At 64.9% G+C, this 26,476-nt stretch carries 28 protein-coding genes and 1 tRNA gene; 19 read left to right on the top strand and 10 right to left on the bottom strand.

The features are described from left to right. Nucleotides 1–28: 28 nt before the first annotated feature. From ACMUJL_RS03540 to ACMUJL_RS03520, 5 genes are all read left to right on the top strand, one after another. Nucleotides 29–661: an ATP-dependent Clp protease proteolytic subunit gene (locus ACMUJL_RS03540; protein ID WP_068290639.1), complete on the top strand. Its 633-nt coding sequence runs from the start codon at nucleotides 29–31 to the stop codon at nucleotides 659–661. 142 nt (nucleotides 662–803) lie between these two features. Continuing rightward, entirely contained in the window at nucleotides 804–2,069 is a 1,266-nt protein-coding gene (clpX, locus tag ACMUJL_RS03535; RefSeq protein WP_068290637.1) for an ATP-dependent Clp protease ATP-binding subunit ClpX, read from the top strand. Between the two features lie 178 nt (nucleotides 2,070–2,247). Next, the gene (locus tag ACMUJL_RS03530) at nucleotides 2,248–2,631 is read left to right on the top strand and encodes an NADH:ubiquinone oxidoreductase subunit NDUFA12 (RefSeq protein ID WP_375570399.1); all 384 of its coding nucleotides are present in this window, start codon (nucleotides 2,248–2,250) and stop codon (nucleotides 2,629–2,631) included. A gap of 21 nt (nucleotides 2,632–2,652) precedes the next feature. Beyond that, on the top strand, nucleotides 2,653–3,099 hold the full coding sequence (gene mlaD / locus ACMUJL_RS03525) for an outer membrane lipid asymmetry maintenance protein MlaD (RefSeq protein ID WP_068290633.1): 447 nt from the start codon (nucleotides 2,653–2,655) through the stop codon (nucleotides 3,097–3,099). Between the two features lie 2 nt (nucleotides 3,100–3,101). Then, on the top strand, nucleotides 3,102–3,470 hold the full coding sequence (locus ACMUJL_RS03520) for a DUF2155 domain-containing protein (protein ID WP_375570401.1): 369 nt from the start codon (nucleotides 3,102–3,104) through the stop codon (nucleotides 3,468–3,470). Here ACMUJL_RS03520 and aat read toward each other — a convergent pair. Genes aat through accB form a run of 3 tightly spaced genes read right to left on the bottom strand, consistent with a single transcriptional unit; the run spans nucleotide 3,434 to nucleotide 5,967 of the window. Beyond that, nucleotides 3,434–4,078 carry a leucyl/phenylalanyl-tRNA--protein transferase gene (gene aat / locus ACMUJL_RS03515; RefSeq protein WP_375570403.1) on the bottom strand — a complete coding sequence of 215 codons (645 nt, stop codon included), beginning with the start codon at nucleotides 4,076–4,078 and terminating at the stop codon, nucleotides 3,434–3,436. The two genes, ACMUJL_RS03520 and aat, sit on opposite strands and share 37 nt — an antisense overlap. A 34-nt stretch (nucleotides 4,079–4,112) precedes the next feature. Continuing rightward, on the bottom strand, nucleotides 4,113–5,462 hold the full coding sequence (gene accC / locus ACMUJL_RS03510; RefSeq protein ID WP_068290631.1) for an acetyl-CoA carboxylase biotin carboxylase subunit: 1,350 nt from the start codon (nucleotides 5,460–5,462) through the stop codon (nucleotides 4,113–4,115). Nucleotides 5,463–5,472: 10 nt separating this feature from the next. Next, nucleotides 5,473–5,967, bottom strand: a complete 495-nt coding sequence (accB, locus tag ACMUJL_RS03505; RefSeq protein ID WP_375570406.1) for an acetyl-CoA carboxylase biotin carboxyl carrier protein — start codon at nucleotides 5,965–5,967, stop codon at nucleotides 5,473–5,475. A gap of 221 nt (nucleotides 5,968–6,188) precedes the next feature. On the opposite strand from accB, the gene ACMUJL_RS03500 reads away from it, so the two are divergent. The 6 genes from ACMUJL_RS03500 to ACMUJL_RS03475 all read left to right on the top strand — a co-directional run bounded on the left by ACMUJL_RS03500 (nucleotide 6,189) and on the right by ACMUJL_RS03475 (nucleotide 13,918). Continuing rightward, nucleotides 6,189–7,736, top strand: a complete 1,548-nt coding sequence (locus ACMUJL_RS03500) for an AMP-binding protein (RefSeq protein WP_375570408.1) — start codon at nucleotides 6,189–6,191, stop codon at nucleotides 7,734–7,736. Nucleotides 7,737–7,855: 119 nt separating this feature from the next. Continuing rightward, on the top strand, nucleotides 7,856–9,229 hold the full coding sequence (locus ACMUJL_RS03495) for a short-chain fatty acyl-CoA regulator family protein (RefSeq protein WP_375570410.1): 1,374 nt from the start codon (nucleotides 7,856–7,858) through the stop codon (nucleotides 9,227–9,229). A gap of 107 nt (nucleotides 9,230–9,336) precedes the next feature. Then, nucleotides 9,337–9,705 (top strand): response regulator transcription factor, encoded by a 369-nt coding sequence (locus ACMUJL_RS03490; protein ID WP_375570412.1) that lies wholly within the window; start codon nucleotides 9,337–9,339, stop codon nucleotides 9,703–9,705. Then, nucleotides 9,702–9,986, top strand: a complete 285-nt coding sequence (locus tag ACMUJL_RS03485) for a hypothetical protein (protein ID WP_068291641.1) — start codon at nucleotides 9,702–9,704, stop codon at nucleotides 9,984–9,986. Before ACMUJL_RS03490 ends, ACMUJL_RS03485 begins: the two co-directional genes overlap by 4 nt. A 9-nt stretch (nucleotides 9,987–9,995) precedes the next feature. Then, nucleotides 9,996–12,677 (top strand): ATP-binding protein, encoded by a 2,682-nt coding sequence (locus ACMUJL_RS03480; RefSeq protein ID WP_068291639.1) that lies wholly within the window; start codon nucleotides 9,996–9,998, stop codon nucleotides 12,675–12,677. 86 nt (nucleotides 12,678–12,763) lie between these two features. Further along, nucleotides 12,764–13,918 (top strand): FliM/FliN family flagellar motor C-terminal domain-containing protein, encoded by a 1,155-nt coding sequence (locus ACMUJL_RS03475; RefSeq protein ID WP_375570415.1) that lies wholly within the window; start codon nucleotides 12,764–12,766, stop codon nucleotides 13,916–13,918. Between the two features lie 50 nt (nucleotides 13,919–13,968). Here the strand turns inward: ACMUJL_RS03475 and ACMUJL_RS03470 are convergent, their stop codons facing one another. The 4 genes from ACMUJL_RS03470 to ACMUJL_RS03455 form a co-directional block, all read right to left on the bottom strand. After that, nucleotides 13,969–14,403, bottom strand: coding sequence for a TIGR01244 family sulfur transferase (locus ACMUJL_RS03470; RefSeq protein ID WP_068291634.1), 435 nt, complete (start codon nucleotides 14,401–14,403; stop codon nucleotides 13,969–13,971). Nucleotides 14,404–14,412: 9 nt separating this feature from the next. Further along, nucleotides 14,413–14,844 (bottom strand): DUF6691 family protein, encoded by a 432-nt coding sequence (locus ACMUJL_RS03465; protein ID WP_068291632.1) that lies wholly within the window; start codon nucleotides 14,842–14,844, stop codon nucleotides 14,413–14,415. Continuing rightward, nucleotides 14,844–15,269: a YeeE/YedE family protein gene (locus ACMUJL_RS03460; RefSeq protein ID WP_068291630.1), complete on the bottom strand. Its 426-nt coding sequence runs from the start codon at nucleotides 15,267–15,269 to the stop codon at nucleotides 14,844–14,846. The genes ACMUJL_RS03465 and ACMUJL_RS03460 overlap by 1 nt, the downstream gene beginning before the upstream one ends. A gap of 70 nt (nucleotides 15,270–15,339) precedes the next feature. Beyond that, on the bottom strand, nucleotides 15,340–16,203 hold the full coding sequence (locus ACMUJL_RS03455) for an MBL fold metallo-hydrolase (RefSeq protein WP_375570418.1): 864 nt from the start codon (nucleotides 16,201–16,203) through the stop codon (nucleotides 15,340–15,342). 197 nt (nucleotides 16,204–16,400) lie between these two features. Between ACMUJL_RS03455 and ACMUJL_RS03450 the strand changes: the two genes are divergently transcribed. The 3 genes from ACMUJL_RS03450 (at nucleotide 16,401) to ACMUJL_RS03440 (ending at nucleotide 19,314) form a co-directional block, all read left to right on the top strand. Next, nucleotides 16,401–16,724, top strand: a complete 324-nt coding sequence (locus ACMUJL_RS03450) for a TraR/DksA family transcriptional regulator (RefSeq protein ID WP_068291627.1) — start codon at nucleotides 16,401–16,403, stop codon at nucleotides 16,722–16,724. A 24-nt stretch (nucleotides 16,725–16,748) separates the two neighbouring features. Beyond that, nucleotides 16,749–16,973 carry a hypothetical protein gene (locus ACMUJL_RS03445; RefSeq protein ID WP_416914123.1) on the top strand — a complete coding sequence of 75 codons (225 nt, stop codon included), beginning with the start codon at nucleotides 16,749–16,751 and terminating at the stop codon, nucleotides 16,971–16,973. Between the two features lie 166 nt (nucleotides 16,974–17,139). After that, nucleotides 17,140–19,314 (top strand): 3-hydroxyacyl-CoA dehydrogenase NAD-binding domain-containing protein, encoded by a 2,175-nt coding sequence (locus tag ACMUJL_RS03440; RefSeq protein ID WP_375570422.1) that lies wholly within the window; start codon nucleotides 17,140–17,142, stop codon nucleotides 19,312–19,314. A gap of 16 nt (nucleotides 19,315–19,330) precedes the next feature. On the opposite strand, the gene ACMUJL_RS03435 is transcribed toward ACMUJL_RS03440, so the two are convergent. Continuing rightward, nucleotides 19,331–19,546 (bottom strand): hypothetical protein, encoded by a 216-nt coding sequence (locus ACMUJL_RS03435; protein WP_068291619.1) that lies wholly within the window; start codon nucleotides 19,544–19,546, stop codon nucleotides 19,331–19,333. Between the two features lie 136 nt (nucleotides 19,547–19,682). Between ACMUJL_RS03435 and ACMUJL_RS03430 the strand changes: the two genes are divergently transcribed. Continuing rightward, nucleotides 19,683–19,943, top strand: a complete 261-nt coding sequence (locus tag ACMUJL_RS03430) for a DUF2312 domain-containing protein (protein ID WP_068291618.1) — start codon at nucleotides 19,683–19,685, stop codon at nucleotides 19,941–19,943. Between the two features lie 72 nt (nucleotides 19,944–20,015). Here the strand turns inward: ACMUJL_RS03430 and ACMUJL_RS03425 are convergent, their stop codons facing one another. Further along, nucleotides 20,016–20,891 carry a hypothetical protein gene (locus ACMUJL_RS03425; protein WP_068291616.1) on the bottom strand — a complete coding sequence of 292 codons (876 nt, stop codon included), beginning with the start codon at nucleotides 20,889–20,891 and terminating at the stop codon, nucleotides 20,016–20,018. 123 nt (nucleotides 20,892–21,014) lie between these two features. Between ACMUJL_RS03425 and ACMUJL_RS03420 the strand changes: the two genes are divergently transcribed. The 4 genes from ACMUJL_RS03420 to ACMUJL_RS03405 all read left to right on the top strand — a co-directional run bounded on the left by ACMUJL_RS03420 (nucleotide 21,015) and on the right by ACMUJL_RS03405 (nucleotide 25,805). Further along, entirely contained in the window at nucleotides 21,015–22,685 is a 1,671-nt protein-coding gene (locus ACMUJL_RS03420; protein ID WP_082896333.1) for an ABC transporter permease, read from the top strand. A 53-nt stretch (nucleotides 22,686–22,738) separates the two neighbouring features. After that, nucleotides 22,739–22,814 (top strand) — tRNA-Thr (locus ACMUJL_RS03415). A 166-nt stretch (nucleotides 22,815–22,980) separates the two neighbouring features. Continuing rightward, entirely contained in the window at nucleotides 22,981–23,937 is a 957-nt protein-coding gene (locus tag ACMUJL_RS03410; protein ID WP_375570426.1) for a TAXI family TRAP transporter solute-binding subunit, read from the top strand. Nucleotides 23,938–24,020: 83 nt separating this feature from the next. Then, complete coding sequence (locus tag ACMUJL_RS03405; RefSeq protein WP_068291595.1) at nucleotides 24,021–25,805, top strand: TRAP transporter permease; 1,785 nt, start codon at nucleotides 24,021–24,023, stop codon at nucleotides 25,803–25,805. Nucleotides 25,806–25,836: 31 nt separating this feature from the next. On the opposite strand, the gene ACMUJL_RS03400 is transcribed toward ACMUJL_RS03405, so the two are convergent. After that, a complete protein-coding gene (locus ACMUJL_RS03400; RefSeq protein WP_416914122.1) occupies nucleotides 25,837–26,301 on the bottom strand; it encodes an Lrp/AsnC family transcriptional regulator in 465 nt (154 codons plus the stop codon). Between the last annotated feature and the right edge of the window lie 175 nt (nucleotides 26,302–26,476).

The raw sequence follows: 26,476 nt of genomic DNA, 5'->3' as shown, positions 1-26,476 counted from the left end.
AACAACAGCAGCAGCAGGCAGGCGGATTATGAAAGACCCTATTGACGTTTACATGAATACCCTCGTGCCCATGGTGGTCGAACAGACCAGCCGCGGCGAACGCGCCTATGACATCTTTTCGCGCCTGCTGAAGGAACGGATCATCTTCCTTTCGGGCCCGGTGCATGACGGCATGTCCAGCCTGATCGTGGCGCAGCTGCTGCATCTCGAGGCCGAAAACCCCTCGAAAGAGATCAGCATGTACATCAACAGCCCCGGTGGCGTGGTCACCTCGGGCCTGTCGATCTATGACACGATGCAATACATCAAGCCCAAGGTCTCGACCCTGGTGATCGGCCAGGCGGCATCGATGGGCTCGCTTCTGCTGACCGCGGGCGAGAAGGGGATGCGTTTCTCGCTGCCCAACAGCCGCGTGATGGTGCACCAGCCCTCTGGCGGCTACCAGGGCCAGGCCACGGATATCATGATCCACGCCGCCGAGACCCAGAAGCTCAAGAACCGGCTGAACGAGATCTATGTCAAGCACACCGGCCAGACCCTCAAGAAGGTCGAAGCGGCGCTGGAGCGTGACAATTTCATGTCGGCCGAAGATGCCAAGGAATGGGGCCTGATCGACGAGATCGTCGAGAGCCGCGGCAAGGCCGAAGACACCAAGGCGTAACATGAACTTGTCCCGCCCGTCGCCGGGTGGGACAATTTTGACATTGTGGTGGCCGGGGGGCTGGCCTAAGCTTGGTCCCAACTGTGCAAGGCGCGACTTTTCGGGCTGACTGCACCACAGTACAAGGCCTGAAAGGGACAATATGGCGAGCAATTCCGGCGGCGACAGCAAGAACACCCTCTACTGCAGCTTTTGCGGAAAAAGCCAGCACGAGGTGCGCAAGCTGATCGCGGGGCCCACGGTCTTCATCTGCGACGAATGTGTCGAACTGTGCATGGACATCATCCGCGAGGAGACCAAAAGCGCAGGCCTGAAGGCAACCGATGGCGTGCCCACGCCCAAGGATATCTGTGCGGTTCTTGATGATTATGTCATCGGACAGATGAAGGCGAAGCGGGTGCTGTCGGTCGCTGTGCACAACCACTACAAGCGTCTGAACCACGCCTCCAAGACCAATGACATCGAACTGTCGAAGTCGAACATCCTGCTGATCGGCCCGACCGGCTGCGGCAAGACCCTGCTGGCGCAGACGCTGGCGCGGATCCTTGATGTGCCCTTCACCATGGCGGATGCGACCACGCTGACCGAAGCCGGCTATGTCGGCGAGGATGTGGAGAACATCATCCTCAAGCTGCTGCAGTCCAGCGAATACAATGTCGAGCGCGCACAGCGCGGCATCGTCTATATCGACGAGGTCGACAAGATCACCCGCAAGTCGGAAAATCCGTCGATCACCCGTGACGTCTCGGGCGAGGGGGTGCAGCAGGCGCTGCTGAAACTGATGGAAGGCACCGTTGCATCGGTGCCGCCGCAGGGTGGCCGCAAGCATCCTCAGCAGGAATTCCTGCAGGTCGACACGACCAATATCCTGTTCATCTGCGGTGGCGCCTTTGCCGGGCTGGACCGGATCATCGCGCAGCGCGGCAAGGGCAGCGCCATGGGCTTTGGCGCGGATGTGAAGGACCCCGATACCCGCCGTGTGGGCGAGACCTTCAAGGATCTGGAACCCGAGGATCTGTTGAAATTCGGCCTGATCCCGGAATTCGTCGGGCGTCTGCCGGTCATCGCGACACTGGAAGACCTGGACGAGGACGCCCTTGTGACGATCCTGACCCAGCCCAAGAACGCGCTGGTCAAGCAGTACCAGCGCCTGTTCGAGCTGGAGAATGTCAAGCTGACCTTCACCGATGACGCGCTGACGGCCATCGCCAAGCGCGCCATCGAACGCAAGACCGGCGCCCGCGGCCTGCGTTCGATCCTCGAGGATATCCTGCTGAACACCATGTTCGAACTGCCCGGTATGGCCAATGTCGACGAGGTGCTGGTCAATGAAGAGGCGGCGATTTCCGCGGCCCAGCCCCTGATGATCTATGCCGAAGCCAAGAAGGAAGGCGCCTCGGCCAGCTGATCCGGTCTGCCCGGTATCGCAGCCCGGTGTGGCGGCGGAGAGGGCGGGTTGGATATTTGAGGCAAGAAGAAACAGGGGCCGTGCCGAAAGGCGCGGCCCTTTGCCATCCGGCGCGCTTGTGACTGGACCTTGGCGCGCGCATGAGGCATAGCAGAAACGACGAATAGCGGAGGCTTCGATGGGCATTCTGAACACGCTCTTGCGCGCGGTAACCTGGTGGAACGGCCAGACCCTGAACACGCAGATCCATACATGGCGCAAAGGCGTCAAGGTTGGCGAGGATGCGCAGGGCAACGCCTTTTATACGACGCGCGACGGCAAGCGGCGCTGGGTGATCTTCAATGGCGAAGTCGAGGCAAGCCGGATCAGCCCCGACTGGCACGGCTGGCTGCATCACACCTACAAGCAGGCCCCGACCGAAAGCCCGCTGGAGCACAAGCCCTGGGAAAAACCGCACCAGGAAAATCTGTCGGGCACTCCGCTGGCCTATGCGCCTGCAGGCTCGATCCGTCGCGCGGAACCTGCACCGCGCAAGGATTACGAAGCCTGGACCCCGGAATGATGCGCGGCTGAGGAGCGACACATGTCCGAGACAAAGACCGAAGTGGCCGTTGGCGCCGCGGTTCTTGCCGTTGCGGCCGGTTTTCTGATCTACGCGGGGCAGGTCACGGGCCTGTCCGCACCAAGCGCGGGGTATCCGCTGACTGCCTCTTTCCGCTCGCTTGAGGGGGTAGGCGTCGGAACCGATGTGCGCCTTGCCGGTGTCAAGGTCGGCAGCGTTACGGCCGTCGACCTGAACCCTCAGACATTTCGTGCCGATACCACGATCACCGTTCTGGACGGGATCGTCCTGCCGGATGACAGTGCCATCATCATTTCGTCCGAAGGCTTGCTGGGTGGAAATTTCGTGGAACTGGTGCCGGGCGGATCGCCGTTCAACCTGAACCCCGGTGACGAGATCATCGATACCCAGGGCGCCGTCAGCCTTGTGTCGCTGCTGATGAAATTCGTTTCGGGCGAGGGGCAGTGACCATGCGGTTCGTGGTCCTGGCCGCCGGAATGGCGCTTGCCGCCGCCGGTCACGCCACGGCGCAGGACAACCAGACAGCTACCGGTACAGGGGCCGTGCTGCGTGTTCTGGACAAGATCAACGGCGAGGTGCAGGACATCACCCTGCCCAATGGCGGGGGCGGCGCCGTCTGGCGGATCCAGGTGGAACTGGGGGAATGCCGCTATCCCGCGGGCAACCCGGCAGGCGACGGCATCGCCTTTGTCACACTGCGTCAGGACGGGCAGGCCGATCCGCTTTTCAGGGGATGGATGTTCGCCTCGGCCCCGGCGCTGAACGCGCTGGATCATCCGCGCTATGACGTCTGGGTGATCCGCTGCACCACGTCCTGAGGTGTTTCGGGCAGGGCAGGACCTGCGAAATCACATTGTTCCTCCAGGGCCTTTTCCAACTGGCGATGATATTCGGCGCGCGTCACTTCGACCGCGCCCAATGACGCCAGATGCGCTGTCAGGAATTGCGCGTCGAACAGCCTGAAGCCGCCTTGGCGCAAGCGATCCACCAGGTAGGCCAGCGCGATCTTTGACGCGTCCGTGCGGCGCGAGAACATGCTTTCCCCGAAGAACGCGGCCCCCAGCGTCAGGCCGTAGACCCCGCCGACAAGCGCGTCGCCTTCCCAGACCTCGAGGGAATGGGCATGGCCCATGGCGTGCAGGTCAAGGTAGAGGCGGCGGATTTCGGCGTTGATCCAGGTTTCGTCCCGATCGGCGCAAGCATCGACCACATCGGCAAAGGCCCGATCGACCGTCACGCGATGCGGCCAGCGCCGCATGCGCCGCGCCAGGCTGCGCGAGACGTGAAACCGGTCCAGCGGAAAGATCCCGCGCCGGCGTGGATCGACCCAGAACACATCCGGGTCGTCGCGTGTCTCGGACATGGGAAAGATGCCCGCCGCATAGGCATTCAGCAGCAGTTCGGGCGTGATCACCGGGTCCGTCATGCACGGGCCCGGCGCATGTCACAAGGGATCACCCTCAGGCGGGAAGATGCGTCTTCAGCCAATGTTCCAGCCAGTGGATGTTGTAATTGCCGGTCTGCACATCCTCTTCCTGCAAGAGCGCGTGAAAGAGCGGAATGGTCGTATCCACACCGTCCACGATCAGCTCTCCCAGGGCGCGGGCGAGGCGCGCCAGAGCCTCGGGGCGGTCGCGCCCATGCACGATCAGCTTGCCGATGAGGCTGTCGTAATAGGGCGGAATCCGGTAGCCGTCATAGAGCGCGGAATCGATCCGCACACCCAGACCGCCGGGGGCGTGATACTGGGTGATCCGTCCGGGGCAGGGCGCGAAATTCGGCAGTTTCTCGGCGTTGATCCGCACTTCGATGGCATGCCCGTTGATCGCCAGATCCTCTTGCGTGAAGGACATCGGCAGGCCTTCGGCGACGCGGATCTGTTCGCGCACCAGGTCCACGCCGAAGATCGCCTCGGTCACGGGGTGTTCCACCTGCAGGCGCGTGTTCATCTCGATGAAATAGAACTCGCCCTTCTCGTAGAGAAATTCGATCGTACCCGCGCCGATATAATTGATCGCCGCCACGGCATCCGCGCAGACCTTGCCGATGCGGGCGCGTTCCTCGGGCGTGATCACGGGGCCGGGGGCCTCTTCGAAGACCTTCTGGTGGCGGCGCTGGAGCGAGCAGTCGCGTTCGCCCAGATGCACGGCGCGGCCCTTGCCGTCACCGAAGACCTGGATCTCGATATGGCGCGGCGTGGTCAGGTATTTCTCGATATAGACCTCGTCATTGCCGAAGGCGGCCTTGGATTCCGACCGGGCGGTCATGAAGGCGCTTTCCATATCGGCCTCGGTCAGGGCCACTTTCATGCCGCGCCCGCCACCGCCGGCGGTAGCCTTGACGATCACCGGATAGCCGATTTCCGCGCCGATGCGCTTGGCATCCGCAAGCGTCGGCACGCCGCCATCGGATCCGGGCACGCAAGGCACGCCAAGCGCCTTCATCGTGTCCTTGGCGGTGATCTTGTCGCCCATGATGCGGATATGCTCGGCGGTGGGGCCGATGAAGGTGATGCCGTGATCCTCGACGATCTGCACGAAATTCGCGTTCTCGGACAGAAAGCCGTATCCGGGATGGATCGCCTGTGCGCCCGTGATCTCGCAGGCCGAGATGATCGCCGGGATCGACAGGTAGCTGTCCGTGGAGGGGGGCGGACCGATGCAGACGGCCTCGTCGGCCATGCGCACATGCATCGCGTCGGCATCGGCGGTCGAATGCACGGCCACCGATTTGATGCCCATTTCACGGGCGGCACGGATCACGCGCAAGGCAATCTCGCCACGGTTCGCAATCAGGATCTTGTCGAACATTGCCAAGGCCTTATTCGATGATCATCAGGGGCGCGCCATATTCCACGGCGGCACCGTCTTCGACCAGGATGCGCTTGACCGTGCCCGATTTCGGCGCCGGAATGTGGTTCATGGTCTTCATCGCCTCGATGATCAGAAGGGTGTCCCCCTCCTTGACCTGTGCGCCGACGGTGACGAAGGCGGGCGAGCCGGGCTCTGCCTGCATATAGACGGTGCCGACCATGGGCGAGGTCACGGCACCCGGCAGCGTGGCGGGATCCTGCGTGGCAGCAGCGGCGGGCGCGGCGGCGGCCGGTGCCACAGGGGCGGGGGCTGCCGCATACTGGACCGGAGCGGACGGGGCCGCATAGGTCACTTGCGGGGCGGCGCGGCTGACACGGACGTTCAGGCTGTCGTCCTCGCCATATTCGCGCATCACTTCAAGCTCGGTCAGGTCATTCTCGCGCAGCAGTTCCGCAAGGGCCTGAATGAAGGCAACGTCGCTGTCATGGTTCTTCTTCGTCATATTGTCCTCGACCGGTTTTGACAGGGCTGCAAAGGGTTCGGCCAGCGGCCGACCCTGCGCTATTCTGACCCGCTTATAGGTCATCGTGCCGTCAGGGAAAAGCGGCCAATTCGCATGCCACGCCCCTGTGAAGTGGCAGGCAGATCCCACCCGCCCGCGATCTGCACGATTGCACCGCGCACGCCTTGGTGCTTTTCTGCCCCTGTCAGGGGAGGACGGTCATGAATATTTCCATCTGGTTGATGCGCCAGGCGCAGGTGCATGGGGACCGTCCGGCCCTGTTTCTGGGCGCCGACTGCGTGGCGGATTATGGCCAGTTCCATGCGCAGGCGGCGGCAGTGGCCGGCTGGCTGGACGCGCAAGGCCTGCGCCAGGGCGATCGCGTGGCCCTATTCATGAAGAACCGACCCGAATTCCTGATACTGCTTTACGGGATCTGGATGGCCGGGGCCGTGGCTGTTCCCGTGAATGCCAAGTTGCACGGGCGCGAGGCGGCCTGGATCGCGGTCGATGCCGGGGCGCGCCTGGCTTTCGCCTCGCCCGGCCTTGCCGATGATCTGGCGCAGGCCCTGTCGCAGGAAGGGGGGGATGCCCGTGTGATCCTGGCGGATCCCGACGGGTTGGCGGATGTGCTGGCCCATGACCGGCAGACCGTGCCTTGCCCGCTGGCACCGCAGGATCTGGCATGGCTTTTCTACACATCCGGCACGACGGGGCGGCCCAAGGGCGTGATGATCACCCATGGCATGCTGTCGGCCATGTGCCTGTCCTATCTGGCCGATGTGGATCAGGCCGGCCCCGAGGATGCAGCCCTCTATGCGGCCCCTCTCAGCCACGGGGCGGGGCTTTATGCGCTGGTGCATGTGCTGGTGGGGGCGCGTCATGTCTGCCCCGACTCGGGCGGTTTCGATCCGGCGGAAATCCTTGATCTGGCCGCGCATCACGGACGCATCCACATGTTCGCGGCCCCCACGATGATCAAGCGGATGACCGCATTTGCCCAGTCGCAGGGGCGGGACGGTGCTGGATTGCGCACCATCGTCTATGGGGGCGGGCCGATGTACGTGGCCGATATCGTCGAGGCGGTCGAAGTCTTCGGGCCGGTCTTCGTGCAGATCTACGGCCAGGGCGAATGCCCGATGAGCATTACGGCGCTGTCGCGTGCGGATGTGACGGATCGCAGCCACCCGGCATGGCGTGCCCGGCTGGGATCGGTGGGGCGCGCGCAATCGGTGGTCGAGGTCAAGATCGGCGACGAGACCGGCGCGGCACTGGCGCCGGGGCAGATCGGCGAGATCATGGTGAGGGGCGCGACGGTCATGCCGGGCTATTGGCGCAACCCCGCAGCGACCGCGAAGACCATCCAGGACGGCTGGTTGCGCACCGGGGACATGGGGGTTCTGGACGCCGCGGGATATCTGACGCTGCATGACCGCAGCAAGGACATGATCATCTCGGGCGGCACGAACATCTACCCCCGCGAGGTCGAGGAGGCCCTGTTGACCCATCCCGACCTGCACGAGGTTTCGGTCGTGGGACAGCCCGACCCGGAGTGGGGCGAGATCGTCGTGGCCTTCGTCGTGCCAAGGGCTGGGGCAGTCCTCGATCATGCCGCGCTGGATGCGCATTGCCTGGCGCAGATTGCCCGGTTCAAGCGGCCCAAGGCCTATATCGTGCTGTCCGAACTGCCCAAGAACAATTACGGCAAGGTCTTGAAGACCGCGCTCAGGGAACGGCTGGCGGGGTCATCGCTGCGGGTTCTCGCCTGACGGGCCCTGTAAATTCCACTTCGCGCCGCTTGAAAATAATGTAAATATGTCGGGATTGCTGATGCTTGGAAGGTCAAGCTTCAGCGGTCCCACCATGGCCAAGCAAGGGTGCCTGAACAATGCCGCAGCGACAACTGACCGGTGGGCGGATCCGCGAACGGCGCATCGCGCTGGGGCTGCGCCAGGCGGATCTGGCGCGCGATGTGGGCATCTCGGCCTCTTACCTGAACCTGATCGAACACAGCCGCCGCCGGATCGGTGGCAAGCTGCTGCTGGACCTGTCGGCCGCGCTGGGGGTCGAGCCTTCGGCGCTGACGGAAGGGGCCGAGGCTGCGCTGATCGCCACGCTGCGCGATGCCGCGACGGCAGCACCGGGCGTCCGGCCCGAAGTCGACGGGATCGAGGATCTGGCCGCGCGCTTTCCCGGCTGGGCCGAGGTACTTGCCGAACGCCACCGCCGTGTCCTGTCGCTGGAACGCACGGTCGAACAGTTGTCGGACCGGCTGACCCATGACCCCTACCTCGCGGCCTCGATGCACGAGGTCCTGTCCACCGTCACGGCCATCCGCTCTACGGCGGCGATCCTGGTCGACCCGCGCGAGATCGAGCCGGAATGGCGCGACCGTTTTCACCGTAATATCAACGAGGATGCAGCGCGCCTTGCCGAAAGCGCGCAGGCGCTGGTGGGATACATGGATGGCGCGGGCAAGGCCGATGCGGCGCTCAGCTCGCCCCAGGACGAGATGGAGCGCTTCCTGACAGCGCGCGCCCATCACTTCGCGGAACTGGAAGCTGAAGGACCCTTGCCGGACGGCACGATCGATGCCCTGATCGACACGGCCGAGGCATTGCAATCGGCATCGGCCAAGACGCAGGGGCGCGCTTATCTGGAACGATACCGCAGCGATGCCCTGCGCCTGCCGCTGGCCCGGCTGCATGACGCAAGGGCACAGGCAGGGTCCGATGATGCCGCATCCGATCCGCTTTTCCTTGCTGCGCGCCTTTCGGTCGATCCGGCCACGGTGATGCGCCGGCTAGCCTGCCTGCCGCAGGACCCCGAGGCCGGCGGGCAGACGGGTCCGGTGGGTCTTGTCAGTTGCGATGCCTCGGGCACGCTGCTGCTGCGCCGCCCGATCGAGGGCTTCGCCCTGCCGCGCTTTGGCGCCGCCTGTCCGCTCTGGCCGTTGTTCGCCGCGCTCAATCGCCCGATGACGCCGATTTGCCGAACCCTGCGCCAAAGCGGCCAGCACGGGCGCCGGTTTCGCACCTTCGCCATCGCGCAACCTGTCGGGCAGACCGAATACAACACCGAACCCCTGTTCGAGGCGCATATGCTGATCCTGCCACTGGCCCAGGACAGCGTGGCACCGCGCGGGCCGGCCCAGGCCGAGGGGCCGGACGCTCCGCGCGAGGTTGGCGTCAGTTGCCGGATCTGTCCGGCCGAGGCCTGTCCGGGGCGGCGCGAACCGTCGATCCTGACAGATGGGTTTTGACAGGATGCCGCCCAGCGACGATAGTCGAGCAAGGTTTTGCCGTATCACCCAGCAGGACGGGCGATGCGGTGGCCGAACCGCTACATTCCAGGGGAGGGGAAAGTGGCATGTCGAAGCGAGTGCTGATCATCGAGGATGAGCCGAACATCATCGAGGCGATAAGTTTCATCCTGTCGCGCGACGGCTGGCATGTGGACAGCCATTCCAACGGTCATGACGCGGTATCGGTCGTGCGGGCGCGGGCACCTGACCTGGTGATCCTGGACGTGATGCTGCCGGGGCGAAGTGGCTACGAGATCCTGACCGACCTGCGCGCCCAGCCCGAAACCCAGGACCTGCCGGTTCTGATGCTGACCGCGCGTGGCCAGGCCCGCGACCGCGAACTGGCTGAACGCGCGGGGGCCAGCCGCTTCATGACCAAGCCTTTTTCGAACGCCGATGTGATCGAGGCGCTGAACGCGCTGGTGGCGCGATGAAGGACAAGTCCATCCCGCTGTTTCTGGAGCGGCGCAGCTATCGCCAGAGACGCCTGATGGATGCGGCGCGTTTGCTGCCGCTTCTGGGGGCGCTGTTGTGGATGGTGCCTTTGCTCTGGCCCCGCACGCAGACGGTGCAAAGTGCTGATGCGGCGGCGGTGTCGACCTCAAGCGCGATCCTCTACATGTTCGCGGTCTGGATCTTCCTGGCCCTCGCGGCGCTGTTCCTGTCGGTCATGCTGGATACAAAGGCCGAGGCACAGGACAGCAGGGACGACTAGGGCCGGCGCATGGCAACCCTCAATATCCTGATCGCGGTTTGCCTGGGCTATGTGGCGATGCTGTTCGCGGTGGCCTTCATGGCAGAACGCGCCGCGCTCAGGGGGCGGGGCAACTGGCTGCGCTCACCCTGGATCTACACGCTGTCGCTGTCGATCTATTGCACCGCCTGGACCTTTTACGGGGCGGTGGGCTATGCCGCGCGCTCGGGACTTGAGTTTCTGACGATCTACCTTGGCCCCACGCTGATCATGGTCGGCTGGTGGTGGGCGCTGCGCAAGATGGTGCGGATCGGGCGCACGCAGCGCATCACATCGGTCGCGGATCTGATCTCGTCGCGCTATGGCAAGTCCGGCGTGCTGGCGGTCTGTGTGACGCTGCTGGCCGTGGTTGGGATCACCCCCTATATTTCCTTGCAGCTGCAGTCTGTTACGCTGTCTTTTTCAAGCTTTGCCGTCAGTGATGCCGAAGGGGCGGAACTGATCGCGACCTATGATACGGCGCTTTGGGTGGCGGTCGGGCTGGCGCTGTTCACCATCCTGTTCGGCACGCGCAACCTGGATGCCAACGAACGTCATCACGGCGTGGTCATGGCCATCGCCGTCGAGGCGGTGGTCAAGCTTTTCGCGCTGATCGCCGTCGGTGTCTTCGTGGTCTGGGGGCTGGCGGGCGGGGTCGGCCCGATGATGGAACGGATCGACGCCTCGCAGATAGGCCAATGGCAGGTGGACGGGGGGCGCTGGGTCGGGCTGACCCTGTTGTCTGCCGCGGCCTTCCTGACACTGCCGCGCATGTTCCAGGTGCTGGTCGTCGAGAATGAGGACGAAGGCCATCTGCGCACCGCGGCCTGGGCCTTTCCGACCTACCTGATGCTGATGAGCCTTTTTGTGGTGCCCATCGCGGTCATTGGGTTGGAACTGATGCCGCCGGGGTCCAACCCGGATCAGTTCGTGCTGACCGTGCCGTTGTCGCAGGGGCGCGACGGCCTGGCGATGCTGTCCTTCCTTGGCGGGTTCTCCTCGGCGACATCGATGGTGATCGTGGCGGCCATCGCGCTGGCGACGATGGTGTCCAACCACATCGTGATGCCGATCTTCCTGCGTCTGACACAAGGCGGGGCAAGCGGTCCGTCGGACGTGCGCCATGTGGTGATCCTGGCACGGCGCATGTCGATCGGCGTGGTGCTGGCACTGGGGTATCTCTACTACAAGGTCTCGGGCGGCGGCACTGCGCTGGCGGCGATCGGGCTGGTGTCTTTCGCCGGGCTCGCGCAGCTTCTGCCGGCGATGATCGGCGGCATCTTCTGGCGTGGGGCCACGCGCAACGGGGCCCTGGCGGGCCTGCTGGTCGGTTTCGCGATCTGGGCCTGGTCGCTTCTGTTGCCGCAGTTCGGTGGTGGCGCCCTGTCGCCCGGCGTGATGGAGCAGGGGCCATGGGGCATCGCCTGGCTGCGCCCCGAGGCAATGTTCGGGATCGAAGGTGTGGACCCGCTGCTGCATGCCGCGCTCTGGTCACTGTCGCTGAACGCGCTTGTGTTCGTCGTGGTCTCGCTGATCAGCTTCCCCTCGCCGCTGGAGCGGCTGCAGGGCGCGCAATTCGTCAATATCTTCGAGCATTCCAGCAATCCGCAAAGCTGGTCCGGCGGGATCGCGCAATCCGAGGATCTGATGATCATGGCGCAGCGTATCCTTGGCCCGGCCGAGGCGCAGAGCTTCTTTCAGACCGAAGCCGCGCGGCAGGGTCTGGCGGGCTACCTGCCTGAACCCACACCGGATTTCCTGGCCCGGCTGGAGCGCGAGCTGTCCGGCGCTGTCGGTGGTGCCACCGCCCATGCGATGGTGGCGCAGATCATGGGCGCGGCCACGGTCTCGGTCGAGGATCTGCTGGCCGTGGCCGACGAGACCGCGCAGATGATGGAATATTCAAGCCAGCTCGAGGCGAAATCCAGCGAACTGACCCGCACCGCGCGGCAGTTGCGCGCCGCCAATGAAAAGCTGACCCAGCTTTCGGTGCAGAAAGACGCGTTTCTCAGCCAGATCAGTCATGAATTGCGCACGCCCATGACCTCGATCCGGGCGTTTTCGGAAATCCTGCGCGATGCCGACGGTCTGCAGTCGAAGGATCTGACCCGCTATGCCTCGATCATCCATGCCGAGGCGATCCGACTGACCCGGCTGCTGGATGACCTGCTGGATCTGAGCGTTCTGGAAAACGGACAGGTCAGCCTGAACATCCGCGAGGGGTTGCTGTCCGATGTCATCAGCCATTCCATCGCTGCCACCGGCACGGACATGCATGCGCTGCGCGTGCGCCGGGTCGGTCCGGCCTCGGAGGTCATGTTGAACACGGATCTTGACCGGCTTGCACAGGTCTTCATCAACCTGATCGCCAATGCGCAGAAATATTGCGACGCGGACCGGCCCGAACTGACGATCGAGGTGAACCGCCGCGGCGGGCGGATCATCGTCGATTTCATCGACAACGGATCGGGCATTCCGCCAGAGTCCCAAAGCATGGTGTTCGAGAAATTCTACCGCGTCGCCGACCGGCAAGCCGGTGGTGCCGGGCTGGGGCTTGCCATCTGCCGCGAGATCATGGCCCGCCTCGGCGGCACGCTGGGCTATCTTCCGGGGCAGGGCGGTGGCGCTTTCCGGGTCAGCCTGCCCGCCGCGCAGCGCATGGCGGCGCGATAGGCCGAAAATCCGCGTCGGTTAAGCAAATCGCAACCCTCCCGCAGCTATACCCGTTGCATGAACCCGCAGAAGCGGTGGCGGAGGCGATGATCGGTACAGCAACAAATGCAGGTTTGCGCCGCAAGGCCAGGATGGCGCGGGACGAACATCAGTCGCGCGCGATGTCGCCGCAGCGCGCCTTGCGGCTGGCCTTGGAAAAGACCGCGGATGAAGACCTGTCGCTGGCCCTGACCGCCGCCTCCTGCGAGCGGTCCAAGACGGATCATGCCGGGCTGATCGCCTTGATCCCGGATGCGATGCTGCTGATCCTGATCGATGGCCCCGAAGGCGCGACCGGGGTCATGGCGTTGGACGGGGCGATATTGGCCTCGCTGATCGAGGTGCAGACCATGGGGCGGGTGTTGCCCCGGCCAGCCCCGGACCGGCCGGTGACGCGCACGGATGCCGCGCTGGCGGCACCTTTGGTGGACGGGGTGCTGACGCGGGCCACGGGCCATCTGTCAGAGCATCCTGATCGCCACTGGGCCTGTGGCTATCGGTTCGGCGCCATGATCGAGGATCGGCGCAGCCTTGGGCTGGCGCTGACAGCCCCTGATTGCCCGCAGTACCACGTCTTTCGCCTGCCGCTTGACATCGGGCCGGGCATCCGCACGGGCGAGGTGCTTTTGGCGCTTCCGCTGCGGCCCGATCCTGCCCTGGCCGCAGCGCCAGAACCCGCCGACCCCTCGCGCCAGTTGCAGGACAGGGTGCTTGCGGCCCCGGCGCGGCTGGATGCGGTCCTGTGTCGTCTGCAACTGCCGCTTTCGGCGATCCGCGCGTTGTCGGTGGGTGATGTGCTGGCTTTGCCGCCCGACGCGATGCGGGAAATCTCGATCGAGGTGGCGGGCGCGCGGCGGCTGGCGACGGCGCGGCTGGGCAAGCTGGACGGGTTGCGCGCACTCAGGCTGAACCCCTCGGGTCAGGGGCAGGGGGCGGTCATGCTGGACGATCCCGACGGGTTCGATACGGAAGCAACGCCGACACTGTCCATGGCGCTGACCGCAGCAGTGCCGGATCCCGTGGCCCAGCCTTCGCGACTGGCGGCCCGACAACCTGCGGCAGGCAATCCGCCGGCCGAGGCACTTGATGCGGCGATGACCCCGCCCGCGTTTCAGGAGGATCTGATGGCGCTGACCCAGGAAGAAGACGACCCGTTCCAACAGGTCGCCTTGTCATTCGGCGAAGGCCCCGCCGCCGCCTGAGGCGTGGGGGGCTTGCCCGGCCTTGCTTGCCCGGCCTTGCTGGCCCGGCCTTACAGGCCGCCGCGTTCCGCGATTGCGTCAAGCTGCGGGCGAAGCCCGGCCAGATCGTACCCGGCCTGCGCCGTGGCCTGCATGATCTGGTCCACCGGCAGGTGACCCGCCTGGCCCAGCGACCACACCACGGAACAGCGCGTGCCCGAGGCGCAATAGGCCAGAACCGGGCCAGTTGCGCCCGCGATCAGGTCGCGCTGCATCGCGACACGGTCCTGTGTCATGGTCTGATGCGTGAGCGGCAGCGCATGAAACGCAAGCCCTGCGGCGGCCGCGGCCTCGGCCATCACGGCCGCCTGATGCGAGGGGGGAACCTCCTCGTCGGGGCGGTTGCAGATAAGGGTCGTGAATCCCGCCGCCTTGATCGCCGCGATATCCTCGGGGTCGATCTGCGGCGAGACGGCGTAGCGGGGTGTGATCTGACGAATATCCATGAACTCGCTTTATTCCGCAGGAACGGTCCTGTCCAGCGTGACGCGCAGCCGCGGCGCCAGCGCCATGCCTGCCAGCATCGCTGCGGCAAAGACCCAATGCCAGAGCCCGCCATAGGACAGCGATGCGATCGATGGACCGGGGCACAGCCCGGCCAGCCCCCAGCCCGCGCCGAACATGGTCGACCCCAGCACAAGGTTGCGGCTGACCCTGGGGTCTTGCGGTTCCGGGAAGGTCCCGCCGACCAGCGGCTTGCGTCCCGGCACCAGGCGCCAGGCGATGGCCATCGGGATGATCGCGCCGCCCATCACGAAGGCCAGCGTCGGGTCCCAGTCGCCGAAGACATCCAGCCAGCCCTGAACCTTGGATGTATCGGTCATGCCGGAAACGAACAGGCCCGCGCCAAACAGCCCGCCCGCGATGAATGCATAGAGAAGCCGCATCAGATCACCCCCAGCAAATGGCGGAAGAACACGACCGTCAGGCCGCCCGCAAGGATATAGAAGACGGTGGCGACGATGCCGCGCAGGCTGAAGCGCGAGATGCCGCAGACCCCATGCCCCGAGGTGCAGCCATTGGCCAGCCGTGTGCCCGCGCCCACCAGCAGACCCGCCGCGATGATCACGGCCGGATTGCTCGACACATGCGTGTCGACATGGCCGTAAAGCGGATAAAGCAGGATCGGCAGCAGGATGACCCCCGCCAGAAACATCAGCCTTTCGGTCGCGGTGCTGCGCCCGCTGCCATCCACAAGGCCGCCGATGATGCCGCTGGCCCCCATGATGCGGCCATTGGCCAGCAGATAGACGGCCCCTCCGGTCCCGATGAGCAATCCGCCCACAAGGCCCCAAATCCAATCCTGTTCCATTATCGTCCTGTCCTGTTGGTTCGCGGTGAAACGCTCCGGTCGCGATCTTGCGCCGCGTCCGGATGGGTGGTCAAAGCTTGTTGACCGGCACTTTCAGAAACACATCGCCCTTTTCATCCGCAGGCGGCATCTGCCCTGCGCGCATGTTCACCTGCAGCGAGGGGATGATCAGCTTGGGCATGGCCAGCTGGGCATCGCGCGCATCGCGCATCTTGACGAAACTGTCGCGGTCCTTGCCGGCGCCCACATGGATATTGCCAGTTTTCTGCGCCGCCACAGTGGTTTCCCAGGCATATTCATCCCGTCCCGGCGCCTTGTAGTCGTGGCACACGAAAATCCGGGTTTCATCCGGCAGGGCCAGGATCTTCTGGATCGAATTGAACAGCACCTCGGACGAGCCACCCGGAAAATCGCAACGCGCCGTGCCGAAATCCGGCATGAACAGCGTGTCGCCCACGAAGGCGGCGTCACCGATGACATAGGTCAGGCAGGCGGGCGTATGACCCGGCGTATGCAGCACATCGCCGCGCATCTGCCCGATCATGAAGCTGTCGCCTTCCTCGAACAGGCGGTCGAACTGGCTGCCGTCGCGCTGGAACTCGGTCCCTTCGTTGAAGACCTTGCCGAACGTGTCCTGCACGACCTTGATGCGATCGCCGATGCCGATCTTGCCGCCGACCCGTTCCTGGATATAGGGCGCCGCGGACAGGTGATCGGCATGGACATGGGTTTCCAGCAGCCACTGCACGTCCAGCGCATGGGCGCGCACATAGGCGATCACCTCATCGGCCGAGCGCGTATCGGTGCGCCCGGAAGCATAGTCGAAATCCAGCACGGAATCGATGATGGCGCAGGCGCTGCCGGATGGGTCCTTCACCACATAGGAGACGGTATTGGTGGCTTCGTCGAAAAAGGCCTTGACCTCAGGTGTCATGAACATGTCCTCCATTTTGCGAAACATATATTGTGATCTGCATGTGTATCAAGGCCTATGTCCATCCTACCCCGGCCTTGCCGCCTTGCGTGACGGTTTCCCGCGCGTTCACCCGCTTGGGGCGATGGGTTTGACCTGCATCAATGTTGATGTGACGCCCCGGTGACAGAGTGACAAGGGAGAAGGGAGACTCGCGAATGAAAACACCTCAAGACCGCCGTGCCACGCTGCTCAAGCGCCTGTCCGAACTGGATAGCCGTCTTCACGCGATCGAGGCAGAGCTGGACCAGCCCCATACCAAGGACTGGGATGACATGGCCATCGAGACCGAGGGCGATCAGGTTCTCGAACGCCTTGGCCGGAGTGGGCTGGACGAGATCCGGCGCATCATGGCGGCGCTTCAGCGGATCAGATCGGACGATTATGGCATCTGCACCCTCTGTGGCGCGCAGATCTCGGAAGAGCGTCTGGATGTCCTGCCGGCGACACCCTTCTGCAAGGCCTGCGCGGCCGATCACTGAAACCACCCTGAAAAGGAGCTTTGCATGACCGAACAGCTGCCAATGGAAATGCTGCAGCCGATCACCCAGCTGGAGGCCCTGATCCGCGCGACGCCGGAAGCCGAGCGCGCGCAGTTGCAGGGCGACCTGCACAGGCTGTGTGAACGGCTGGAGCGCGAGGGCTATGCCATCCCCGACCGCCTGCGTGAACTGGACGCGATGCTGACCGATGGTCAGGTTAAATCCCAGTTCGACAACCTTCCCGTGTGAATGCGGCTTTTCGCTCGCCTTCATGCCTATCGGTGCCCGAACAGGTCTTGCCAGACAGGCACCTGATTTTGCACAGTTGCGCCAGGCTTTTGCGGGCGGGGATGTCCGCAGGCCTTCCGCCGGGCAATGACCCGGCGGCTGGGTGAACGGAAAAGGGGCTGACGGCGTGGGCAGGACGATCCGGCAGGAGCAACGCGACGGGGTTGCCATACTCAGGCTGGCCGATCCGCCATCCAACACGCTGACGCGGACCATGCGCGCCGAACTCGATCAGGCGCTGTCAGAGGCGATCGCGGATCCCGGCATCATCGCCATCCTGTTGACCGGTCTGGGCGAGGCGCCGACGCGCGGCCTGTCGGCGGGTCTTGACCTGCGCGAGGCCGAAACGGGCTTTGCCGCCCCCGGTCCGGCGGATCTGTGCCGCAAGATCGAAGACAGCCCCAAGCCCGTGGTGGCTGTGCTGCATGGCCTGACCCATGGGGCAGGGGTCGAACTTGCGCTGGCCGCCCATGCGCGCGTTGCCACGGCGGATGCCTCGATCGGGTTTCCCGACGTGATGATCGGGCTTTGCCCCGGCGCGGGGGCCACGCAGATCCTGACACGCATACTTGGGGCGCAGGGGGCGCTGGACCTGCTGTTGACCCAGCATCCACGCCTGTTGCGCGCGCGCGCGCTCAAGCCCTTGGTGGATTTTCTGATCGGCGAGGATGACGATGCCATTGCGGCTGCGCTGGGCGTGGCGCGGGGCTTGGGTGAACGCAGCGCTGCGGGCGATGCCCTGCGCCGCAGCGGCGACCGGGACGAAGGGCTGGCCGATTTCGCGGCCAATGCCGCGGCCATCGCCGCGCGGCGCGCGCAAGTGGCCCTGAGCCCCAATATCGCGGGCGCCCGGATCGTCGATTGCATCGAGGCGGCTGGCCTTCTGCCCTACCAGGCCGGCCTGTCCTACGAGGGGGTTGCCTTTCAGGACCTTGTCGCTTCGGATCTGTCCAAGGCGTTGCGGCATGCGATGTTCGCCGAACGGCGCGCGCCCAACATGCCCGAACTGGCGCGCGTGCCACCGGCCACGGCGCCGCAGTTGCAACAGGCCGGGATCGTGGGTGGCGGTGCGCAAGGCGCGGGCCTGGCCGTCGCCTGCCTTGAAGGCAACCTGCCGGTCCTGCATTTCGAACGCGATGATGCGGCCCTTCTGGCGCTGGAAGGCCGGGTCGAGGCGATGCTGGCGCAACTGGTCAAGGCGGGCCGCATACCCGAGGCGGATCTGCCGCGCCGCCGGGCGCTCTGGCGTGGCACGACCGAGTTGGCGGATCTGGCGGGTGCCGATCTGCTGATCGAGGTGGTGGCCGATATCCTGTCGACCAAGACACAGGTGATGACCGCGCTGGACCGCGTTGCAGGCGAGGGCACCATTCTGGTCACGACCTCGGCGCGGCACCCGATCTACCGGATCGCCGCCGCAACGTCGCGACCCGCGCAGGTTGTCGGCCTGCGCCTGCCTGCACCGGCCCATCTGACCCGCCTGGCCGAGGTGATCCCCGGCGGGGGCACGTCCGACATGACGGTGGCGCGCGTGGTCGCCTTGCTGCGTGACAGGCTGCGGCGCATCGTGGTGCGCAGCGGGACGGGCGGCGGCGGCCTGGGCGATCCGGTCATGGCCGCATTGCGCGGCGCGGGCGCCAGCATGTTGCGCCTTGGTGCGACCCCGGCCGAGATCGACGACGCGCTGATCGAGCACGGGTTTGCCCAAGGCCTGTTTCGGCAGATGGACATGCAGGGTCTGGATGCCTGCCTGGCCCGCGGGCGCGACGTGACGGCGCGTCTGGCACTGGACCATGAACCGGCCATTGCGCCCGCATATCTGGACGATCTTGACCGTTTGGTGATGGCGGGCCGGACCGGGCAGGGGGCAGGGCGCGGCTATTTCCTGTGGCAGGACGGGCAGCCCCATGATGATCCGGCCGTTCTGGCGATCCTTGATCTTGCGCCCGGCCGTCGGGTCGCCCAAGGCCCCGCCCTGGCCCCCGAAGCCATCGTGTTGCGCGCGGTGGCTGCCATGGCCAATGCCGGTGCGCGGGCCCTGCGGGCGGGTTTCGCGCTCAGGCCGTCGGACATCGACACGGTGATGATCAACGCGCACGGGTTTCCGCGCTGGCACGGCGGGCCGATGAAAGCCGCCGATCTGGTGGGACTGTTCGACATCCTGCAGGCGCTCAAGCGGTTCACCGTCGAGGATCCGGCGATCTACACACCCGATCCGGGTTTCGCGGCGCTGATCAAGGAAGGCGAGACTTTCGACGCGCTCAACCGGATCGGACGCAAGCGGCGCACGATACCGGGCTGAGCCGCCCGCCCGCCGATCAGTTCAGGAAAACACCGATCACGACCATCATCAAGCCGATCACCGACAGGAATAGCGCGCCGAGGTTGATTGGGACGACACCCTGGATGACGGCGCGCAGATCATCGTCGGACAGGTTGGCGCGTTTCGCGGCGGCAACCTTGAAGATGCACCAGATCAACCCGCACAAACCGGCGACGGACACGACCGCACCCCCCCATATCAATCCTTGCATGTTCTTGCTCCTGTTTCGCCCCCTTGCCATATCGCATCGCTTCGCATGCCGCAACGCGTCGCCTTTTCGCATCAACGGTCTTGCAGGGCGCCGGGGCGGGCGGTAGGGAAGAGCGTCCAACCGGAGGCCCGAGACCATGAGCGACACAAGCACCGATGCCACCTACAGCGTTGCCGCCGAAGAACTGCGCGCTTTCATCGAACGCTACGAGCGCCTGGAGGCCGAGAAGAAGGATATCGTCGACGCGCAGAAGGAAGTGATGGCCGAGGCAAAGGGCCGCGGCTATGACACCAAGGTTCTGCGCAAGGTCATTTCCCTGCGCAAGCGCGACAAGGACGATATCGCCGAGGAAGAAGCCGTCCTCGAGATGTACAAGGCAGCACTTGGCATGATCTGACGGCGCACGGGGGGCCACGGCGGCCCGTTGCGGGCCGCGCTCACCATGCCTTCGCGCGGCCAAGAGCCGGGGTCAGGGAACGATCAGTTCCACACCGGGAAGGCGCTGGATCACGAAGATGTCTTCCTCGTAAAGCTCTGTCACCTGCGTGATCAATTCATCGGTCCAGCCGGGCAGATCGACCTCTTCCACGATCTCTTCATCCAGCGCGAACTTGTCCAGGAATGCCGCGATGACCCGCCGTTTCTGGATTTCGGTCATGACCGGATGCGCCTTGAGATAGGCGCGAAACCGTTTCATGCCGGCGGGCGACATGATCTCGGACAGCAGATCGAACCCGCCGATGATCTTGGTATTGGGCGCGATTCCGGCCATCTCGCGGATCAGATGCGCCCAGATCAGCGGCGTATCCTCGTTGCACCAGACGGTGATCTCGATATCCGGCACGGCATGCCGGATCCGTCCCAGCATTTCGGACCAGCGCAGGTTCAGCGGATCGGACCCGTTCATGAATTCCAGAAGATCCGTGTCGGGGGCCAGTGCGAAGACGGCAGGCAGGAAGGTCGCCGGATTGCGCAGGGCCAGGCACAGTTCGATCTGGTCATGCGGGAAAAGCGCGCGTAGGCGCGCAAGCTTCACCTCGGCGCCCGGATAGAACACGCCCTTGCCCACGGCCAGCTTCGGCACCGAAAAGAAATTGTCGTTCGACAGGATCATGCGGTCGGGCGGATCGCCCTCGAGGATTGCATCCAGCAGTACCTCGCGGGCATCGGGGGCGGGGGCCCCCTCGCTCATGGCATGCAGCGTGTCACGCAGCAGCCGCCGGTAGCGCGAAGGGCCGGGCACGGCCACGCCCAGCTTTCCGAAAGCCTCGTTATTCTTGAGCATGCACTTGATCAGCCGATCCTCGTCGGTGGCATGAACGCCCGCGTGCAGAACGATGTGCATCCTGTCTTTCTCTCGCCTTGCTGGACAGTTATCCTGCGGACTATAAGCTCTTTTCTGGACAGTTGAACCGTATTCGGGCATTCAACGCCCCGGAATGCGACACGCGGGAGACGCAGGGCAGACATGAGCGACATCACCCTGATCAACAGGACCCAGCCGGGTTGGCGCCGTCTGCTGGCCCCGCTGCTGAGCCCCTGGTCGTTCGGGGCGCTGCTGATCGCGGCCATCGTGATCCTGCCGATCCTGTCGGTGGTCTGGATCGCGATGACCCCGGGCGAGAATATCTGGCCGCACCTGATCTCGACCACGCTGCCGCGTTACCTCAAGAACACGGCGATCCTGATGCTCAGCGTGGGTGTGCTGGCCGGACTGGTCGGCACCGGCGCGGCGTGGCTGGTGTCGCGCTATCGCTTTCCGCTGTCGGGCTGGCTGGAATGGCTGCTGCTGCTGCCACTGGCGATCCCGGCCTATGTCGGCGCCTATGCCCTGGTTGACCTGTTCGAATATGCAGGCCCGGTGCAGACATGGCTGCGCCAGATGATGGGCTGGAGCACCTCGCGCGATTACTGGTTTCCACCGATCCGGTCGATGGGGTCCGCCATCTTCGTGCTGACGGCGGCCCTTTACCCCTATGTCTACCTGCTGGCGCGCGCGGCCTTTCGCGAACAATCCGCCGCCGCCGAGGAGGTGGCAAGGTCGCTGGGGGCGGGCCCCTGGGGACGCTTCAGCCGGGTGGGCCTGCCGCTGGCGCGGCCGGCGATCGCGGCGGGCATGGCCATCGTGATGATGGAGACGGTCAACGATTTCGGTGCCGTCGATTACTTCGCGGTGCAGACACTGACCACCGGCATCTTCAGCGTCTGGCTGGAAGCCGGGAATGCGGCGGGTGCTGCGCAGATCGCATCGGTCGTGCTGGCGCTGGTGATCATGCTTGTCGCACTCGAGAAATCCAGCCGCCGCCGCATCCGGTTCTTCAACCTGTCGACGCGCCACCGCGCGGTCGAGCGCGTGGCCTTGCAAGGCCCGGCAGGCTGGGTTGCCACGCTGCTTTGCCTGATCCCCTTTGTCGTGGGCTTCGTGCTGCCGGCTGGCGTGATCCTTTATCATGCGCTGAACAACGCGGATCGCTGGGCCGATCCCGCGCTGCTGCGCGCCCTGTTCAATACGCTGACCGTGGGCGGCATCGCTGCCGCCGTGACCGTGCTGGCAGGCGTGTTCATGGTCTATGGCGTGCGCCTGTCCGGCCGTCGCCTGCCGCGACTTCTGCTGCCCCTGACCACCATCGGCTATGCCGCGCCGGGCGCGGTGCTGGGCGTGGGGTTGCTGATTCCGCTGGCGGCGCTGGATCACCGGATCGCCGACACGATCGAGGCGATGACAGGTGTGGATGTGGGCTTGCTGCTGACCGGGTCGGCCACGGCGCTCGTGCTGGCCTATACCGTGCGCTTCTTCGCGATCGCCCAAGGGGCGGCGGATGCGGCGATGGGACGGGTCTCGCCCAGCCTGCCGATGGCCGCAAGGTCACTGGGCCGCAACCAGGGGCAGGTGCTGGGGCAGGTCTATTATCCGCTGATCCGGGGCTCCATCGCTTCGGCGCTACTGCTGGTCTTCGTGGATTGCGTCAAGGAACTGCCCGCCACGCTGCTGCTGCGGCCATTCAACTACAATACGCTGGCAACACGGGTGCATGATCAGGCGAGCCTTGAAAACCTTGGCGATGCAGCCCCCGCCGCGATCCTGGTGATCCTGGTGGGCCTTGCGGCCGTGGGTCTTCTGGCACGAACCAATCGCTGACGCGCAAACCCACTTGCCACCCGCGCCGGGATTGCGTAAACGCACTGCGCAGTGCCCCTATAGCTCAGCTGGTAGAGCAACTGATTTGTAATCAGTGGGTCCGCGGTTCGAGTCCGTGTGGGGGCACCACTTTCCGTTTCAGACTGTCGATGCGGCGCAAGCATGGGCGCGCGGTGCGCGGTCGTGGTGGTCTTGGCGCGCAGGTTTTTCGCATTGGATGCACATTTGCGGTCGCGATGCGCCCTGCAATCCATATAACGATTCCCGGAGACATGTTCTGAGGAGGAGAAAAGCCATGACATTTTTCAACACCATCACCGCGGCGCTGGCCGTGACGGGGCTCTGCGCCGGGATGGCTTCGGCCGAAACGCGGATCACCTACAAATCGGCAAAGGCCGGGTCGTCCTATTACCAGATGGGTGTGGAACTGGCCGAGGCGATGAAGGCCGGCACCGACGGGGCCGTGATCGTCACGATCGAGGAAAGCCAGGGATCGGTGCAGAACGTGATGGAAGCGCGGGCACGCGGCGCCGATTACGTGTTCACCACCCCGCCCGCACTGGTAGGGTTGGCGCAGGCCGGAAAGGCGATGTTCGAGGGCAAGGGTGATCCCAAGTTCGACGAGATCCGCGCCTTGTTCCCGATCCCCTCGCTGACGATGCATTTCGTGATGTCCGCCGACAGTGGCGTGACCGATATCACCGGGCTTGAGGGCAAGACCATCCTGCTGGGCAAAGGGTCTTTCGGGGCCACGGAAGGCGAGAAATACATCGGCCTCTTCGGTCTGACCGACAAGGTGACGATTGCGGATGCGGAACTGTCCAACGCGGTGGCCGCGCTGAAGAACGGCCAGATCGACGGTTTCGTGACGGCCGGGTCCTGGCCCGCCCCCAATGTGATCGAGGCGGCCGCCTCGACCCCGGTGACCGTTCTGTCGCTGACGCCCGAGCAGATCGCCGCGACCAAGCGCACCAGCCTGACCATTCCGGCGGGCACCTATGCCGGTCAGACCGCGGATATCGCGACAACCTCGTTGCCGGTTGTGGCCTATACCACCACGCAGATGGATGACGACACGGCCTATGCGCTGACCAAGACCTTCTGGGAAAGCAAGGCCAAGATGGCCGATACCGCCCCCTGGTGGGCCGGGGTCGACGCCGGTCTGATCGCCACCATCGCAGGCAAGATCCACCCCGGCGCGGTCCGCTACTACAAGGAAGCGGGCATCGCCCTGACCGACGCGCAGATGTAAGCGCTGATTGACGCGCTTCAGGGCGCAGCCCGTGCATGGCACCGGGCTGCGCCCGACGCGCAACCTTTCCGAAAGCACGGATGATGGACATACTTCCCAAGAGTCGTCTTGCAGCGGCATTCTGGCTGACCCTTGCGGTGGCGCTTGTCGGCTATCATCTGGCTCTGATCTTTTCGGGCCTTGTGCCTAACCTTGTCAGCAGGCCCCTGCACATGGCCTTCATCCTGCCTTTTGCGCTGGTGCTGGGCGCGCGAACGCGGGCGCATTGGCTGTCGGGCATCGTTCTGGCGAGCCTGGGTGTGGCGGCAGCACTCTGGATCGCGGTGAACAGCGACCGGCTTGGCGATCAATACGGGTTTCTCGAGGGCAACTTCCAGATCGCGGTGGCGGTGGTGCTGCTGCTGGTCACGCTGGAAACCGCGCGGCGCACCATCGGCTGGCCCTTGCCGATCGTGGCGCTGGCGGCCCTGCTTTACGGGCTTTACGGCCAGCATATCCCGGGGCAATTCGGCCATTCCGGCACGCCGCTGGAAAGCTATCTTGGCACGCTGACCATTGCGGAAGGCGGCATCTGGGGCAGCCTGACCGGCGTATCGGTGGGGGTCGTGTCGATCTTCGTGATCTTCGGCGCGGTGCTGAACGCGGGCGAGGCGGGGCAGGGGTTCATGAATGTCGCCACCGCCGCCGCTGGTCGCCTCAAGGGTGGTGCGGCCAAGGTGTCTGTCATCTCATCGGCGCTCTTCGGGTCGATCTCGGGCTCTGCCTCGGCCAACGTCGCCTCGACCGGGGCGATCACCCTGCCGGCCATGACACGGCTTGGCTATCCCAAGCGCCTGTCGGCGGCGGTCGAGGCTGTCGCATCCTCCGGCGGGCAGATCATGCCGCCGCTGATGGGGGCGGGGGCCTTCGTCATGGTCGAGCTGACCGGCGTGCCCTACACGCAGATCATGGCCGCCGCGATCCTGCCGGCGTTCCTGTACTTCATGGCCGTCTGGGTCGGCATCAACGCCTATGCGCAACGCTATGACCTGAGCGGCGTAGCCGCCGAGGATCGCCCCGCCCTGCGCGATGTCATCGTGACATCCATGTTCTTTCTTGTTCCTTTCGCGGTTCTGCTGTGGGGGATGTTCGGCACCCGCTTCACGCCCGAATACTCGGCCGCCATGGCCATTCTGGCGGGGTTCCTGCTTCTGTTCATCAACGGGAATTTCGAAAGTCGCAGCAGCCAGATCATCGAACGGCTGATCAATGCGGTGATGACGGCGGCGCGGCAGGTGTCGCTGATCGCCTCGATCATCCTGTGCGCCTCGATCATCATCGGTGTGCTGTCGATCACCGGGCTTGGGGTCAAGATCACCTCGCTGATCCTTGAAGGCTCGGGCGGGTTGCTGTGGCCCTCGCTGCTGCTGACGGCGCTGGCCTGTCTGCTGCTGGGGATGGAGGTGCCGACAACGGCGGCCTATGTGATCTGCGTCTCGGTCGCGGGGCCCGCGCTGACCCAACTGGGGCTGGAGCCGTTGCAGGCGCATCTTTTCGTCTTCTGGTTCGCGCTTCTGTCCACCATCACCCCGCCGGTCTGCGGTGCGGTGTTCATCGCGGCAGGCATGATCGGTGAAAACTGGCTGAAGGTGGCGCTGACCGCCATGGCGCTGGGGGTCGGGCTTTATATCATCCCGCTGGGCATGATCGCCAATCCCGATCTGCTGCGTCTGGCCGAAAGCCCTCTGGCTGCGCTCATCGCGGTGATCCGTGTCGGGTTGGGCCTGATCCTGATCTCGCATGCGATCATCGGCAAGGCGCATCCGGCGGTGCGCCTGGTCATGGGGGCGGCGGGTCTGCTGATCGTCTTTTCCGGCATCTGGATCTAGGCGGGTGCCGGCGCCTCAGGCAGGGGCACCCTCAGCCGTCCGTCGCAACCGGCATGGCAAACCCTGTCTTGACGCGGTCCATCACGGCACTTGTGCGGAACCGCAGCACGTTGTCCTCGGCAAAGAAATACCGGCGCGTGAAATCTTCGTAATCGGCCATGTCGCGGGCGGACAGGATCAGGAAAAAATCAGCGTTTCCGGTGACATAGTAGCATTGCATCACCTCTGGTGCGGCCTGCATGCGCGCCTTGAACCGGTCCAGGTCGGCCATGCGTTCATTCTGCAGGGTCACTTCCACGATCAGGATCAGCCCGCGCCCGATGCGTTCGGGACGCAGAATGGCGATCTCGGCCTCGATCACGCCCGAGGCGCGCAGCCTTGCCAGCCGCTTGCGGCATGCATCGGGCGACAGGCCAACCAAGGGGGCCAGTGCTTCGGCGGTCAGGCGGGCGTTGCCTTGCAGGGCGTCGAGGATGAGGCTGTCGAATCTGTCCATGGACATAGCATGGCGTAAAACCCGCCCGCAGCGAAGCCTTGGCCACGCTTCACGCCGGATTTCCGCGCATGACGGGCCGCCAAGGCCGATTTCCGGCCTCTATCGGGGCATAGTTTCCGGGAACAGCCCGCCGCCCTGCGCTAGGCTGGCGCGCGATGACCTGCAGGATGAGGGC

Origin of the sequence: Seohaeicola sp., from assembly GCF_048006315.1 — a bacterium.
Taxonomy (GTDB): domain Bacteria; phylum Pseudomonadota; class Alphaproteobacteria; order Rhodobacterales; family Rhodobacteraceae; genus Seohaeicola.
This window is presented reverse-complemented; position numbering and strand designations above follow the sequence as displayed.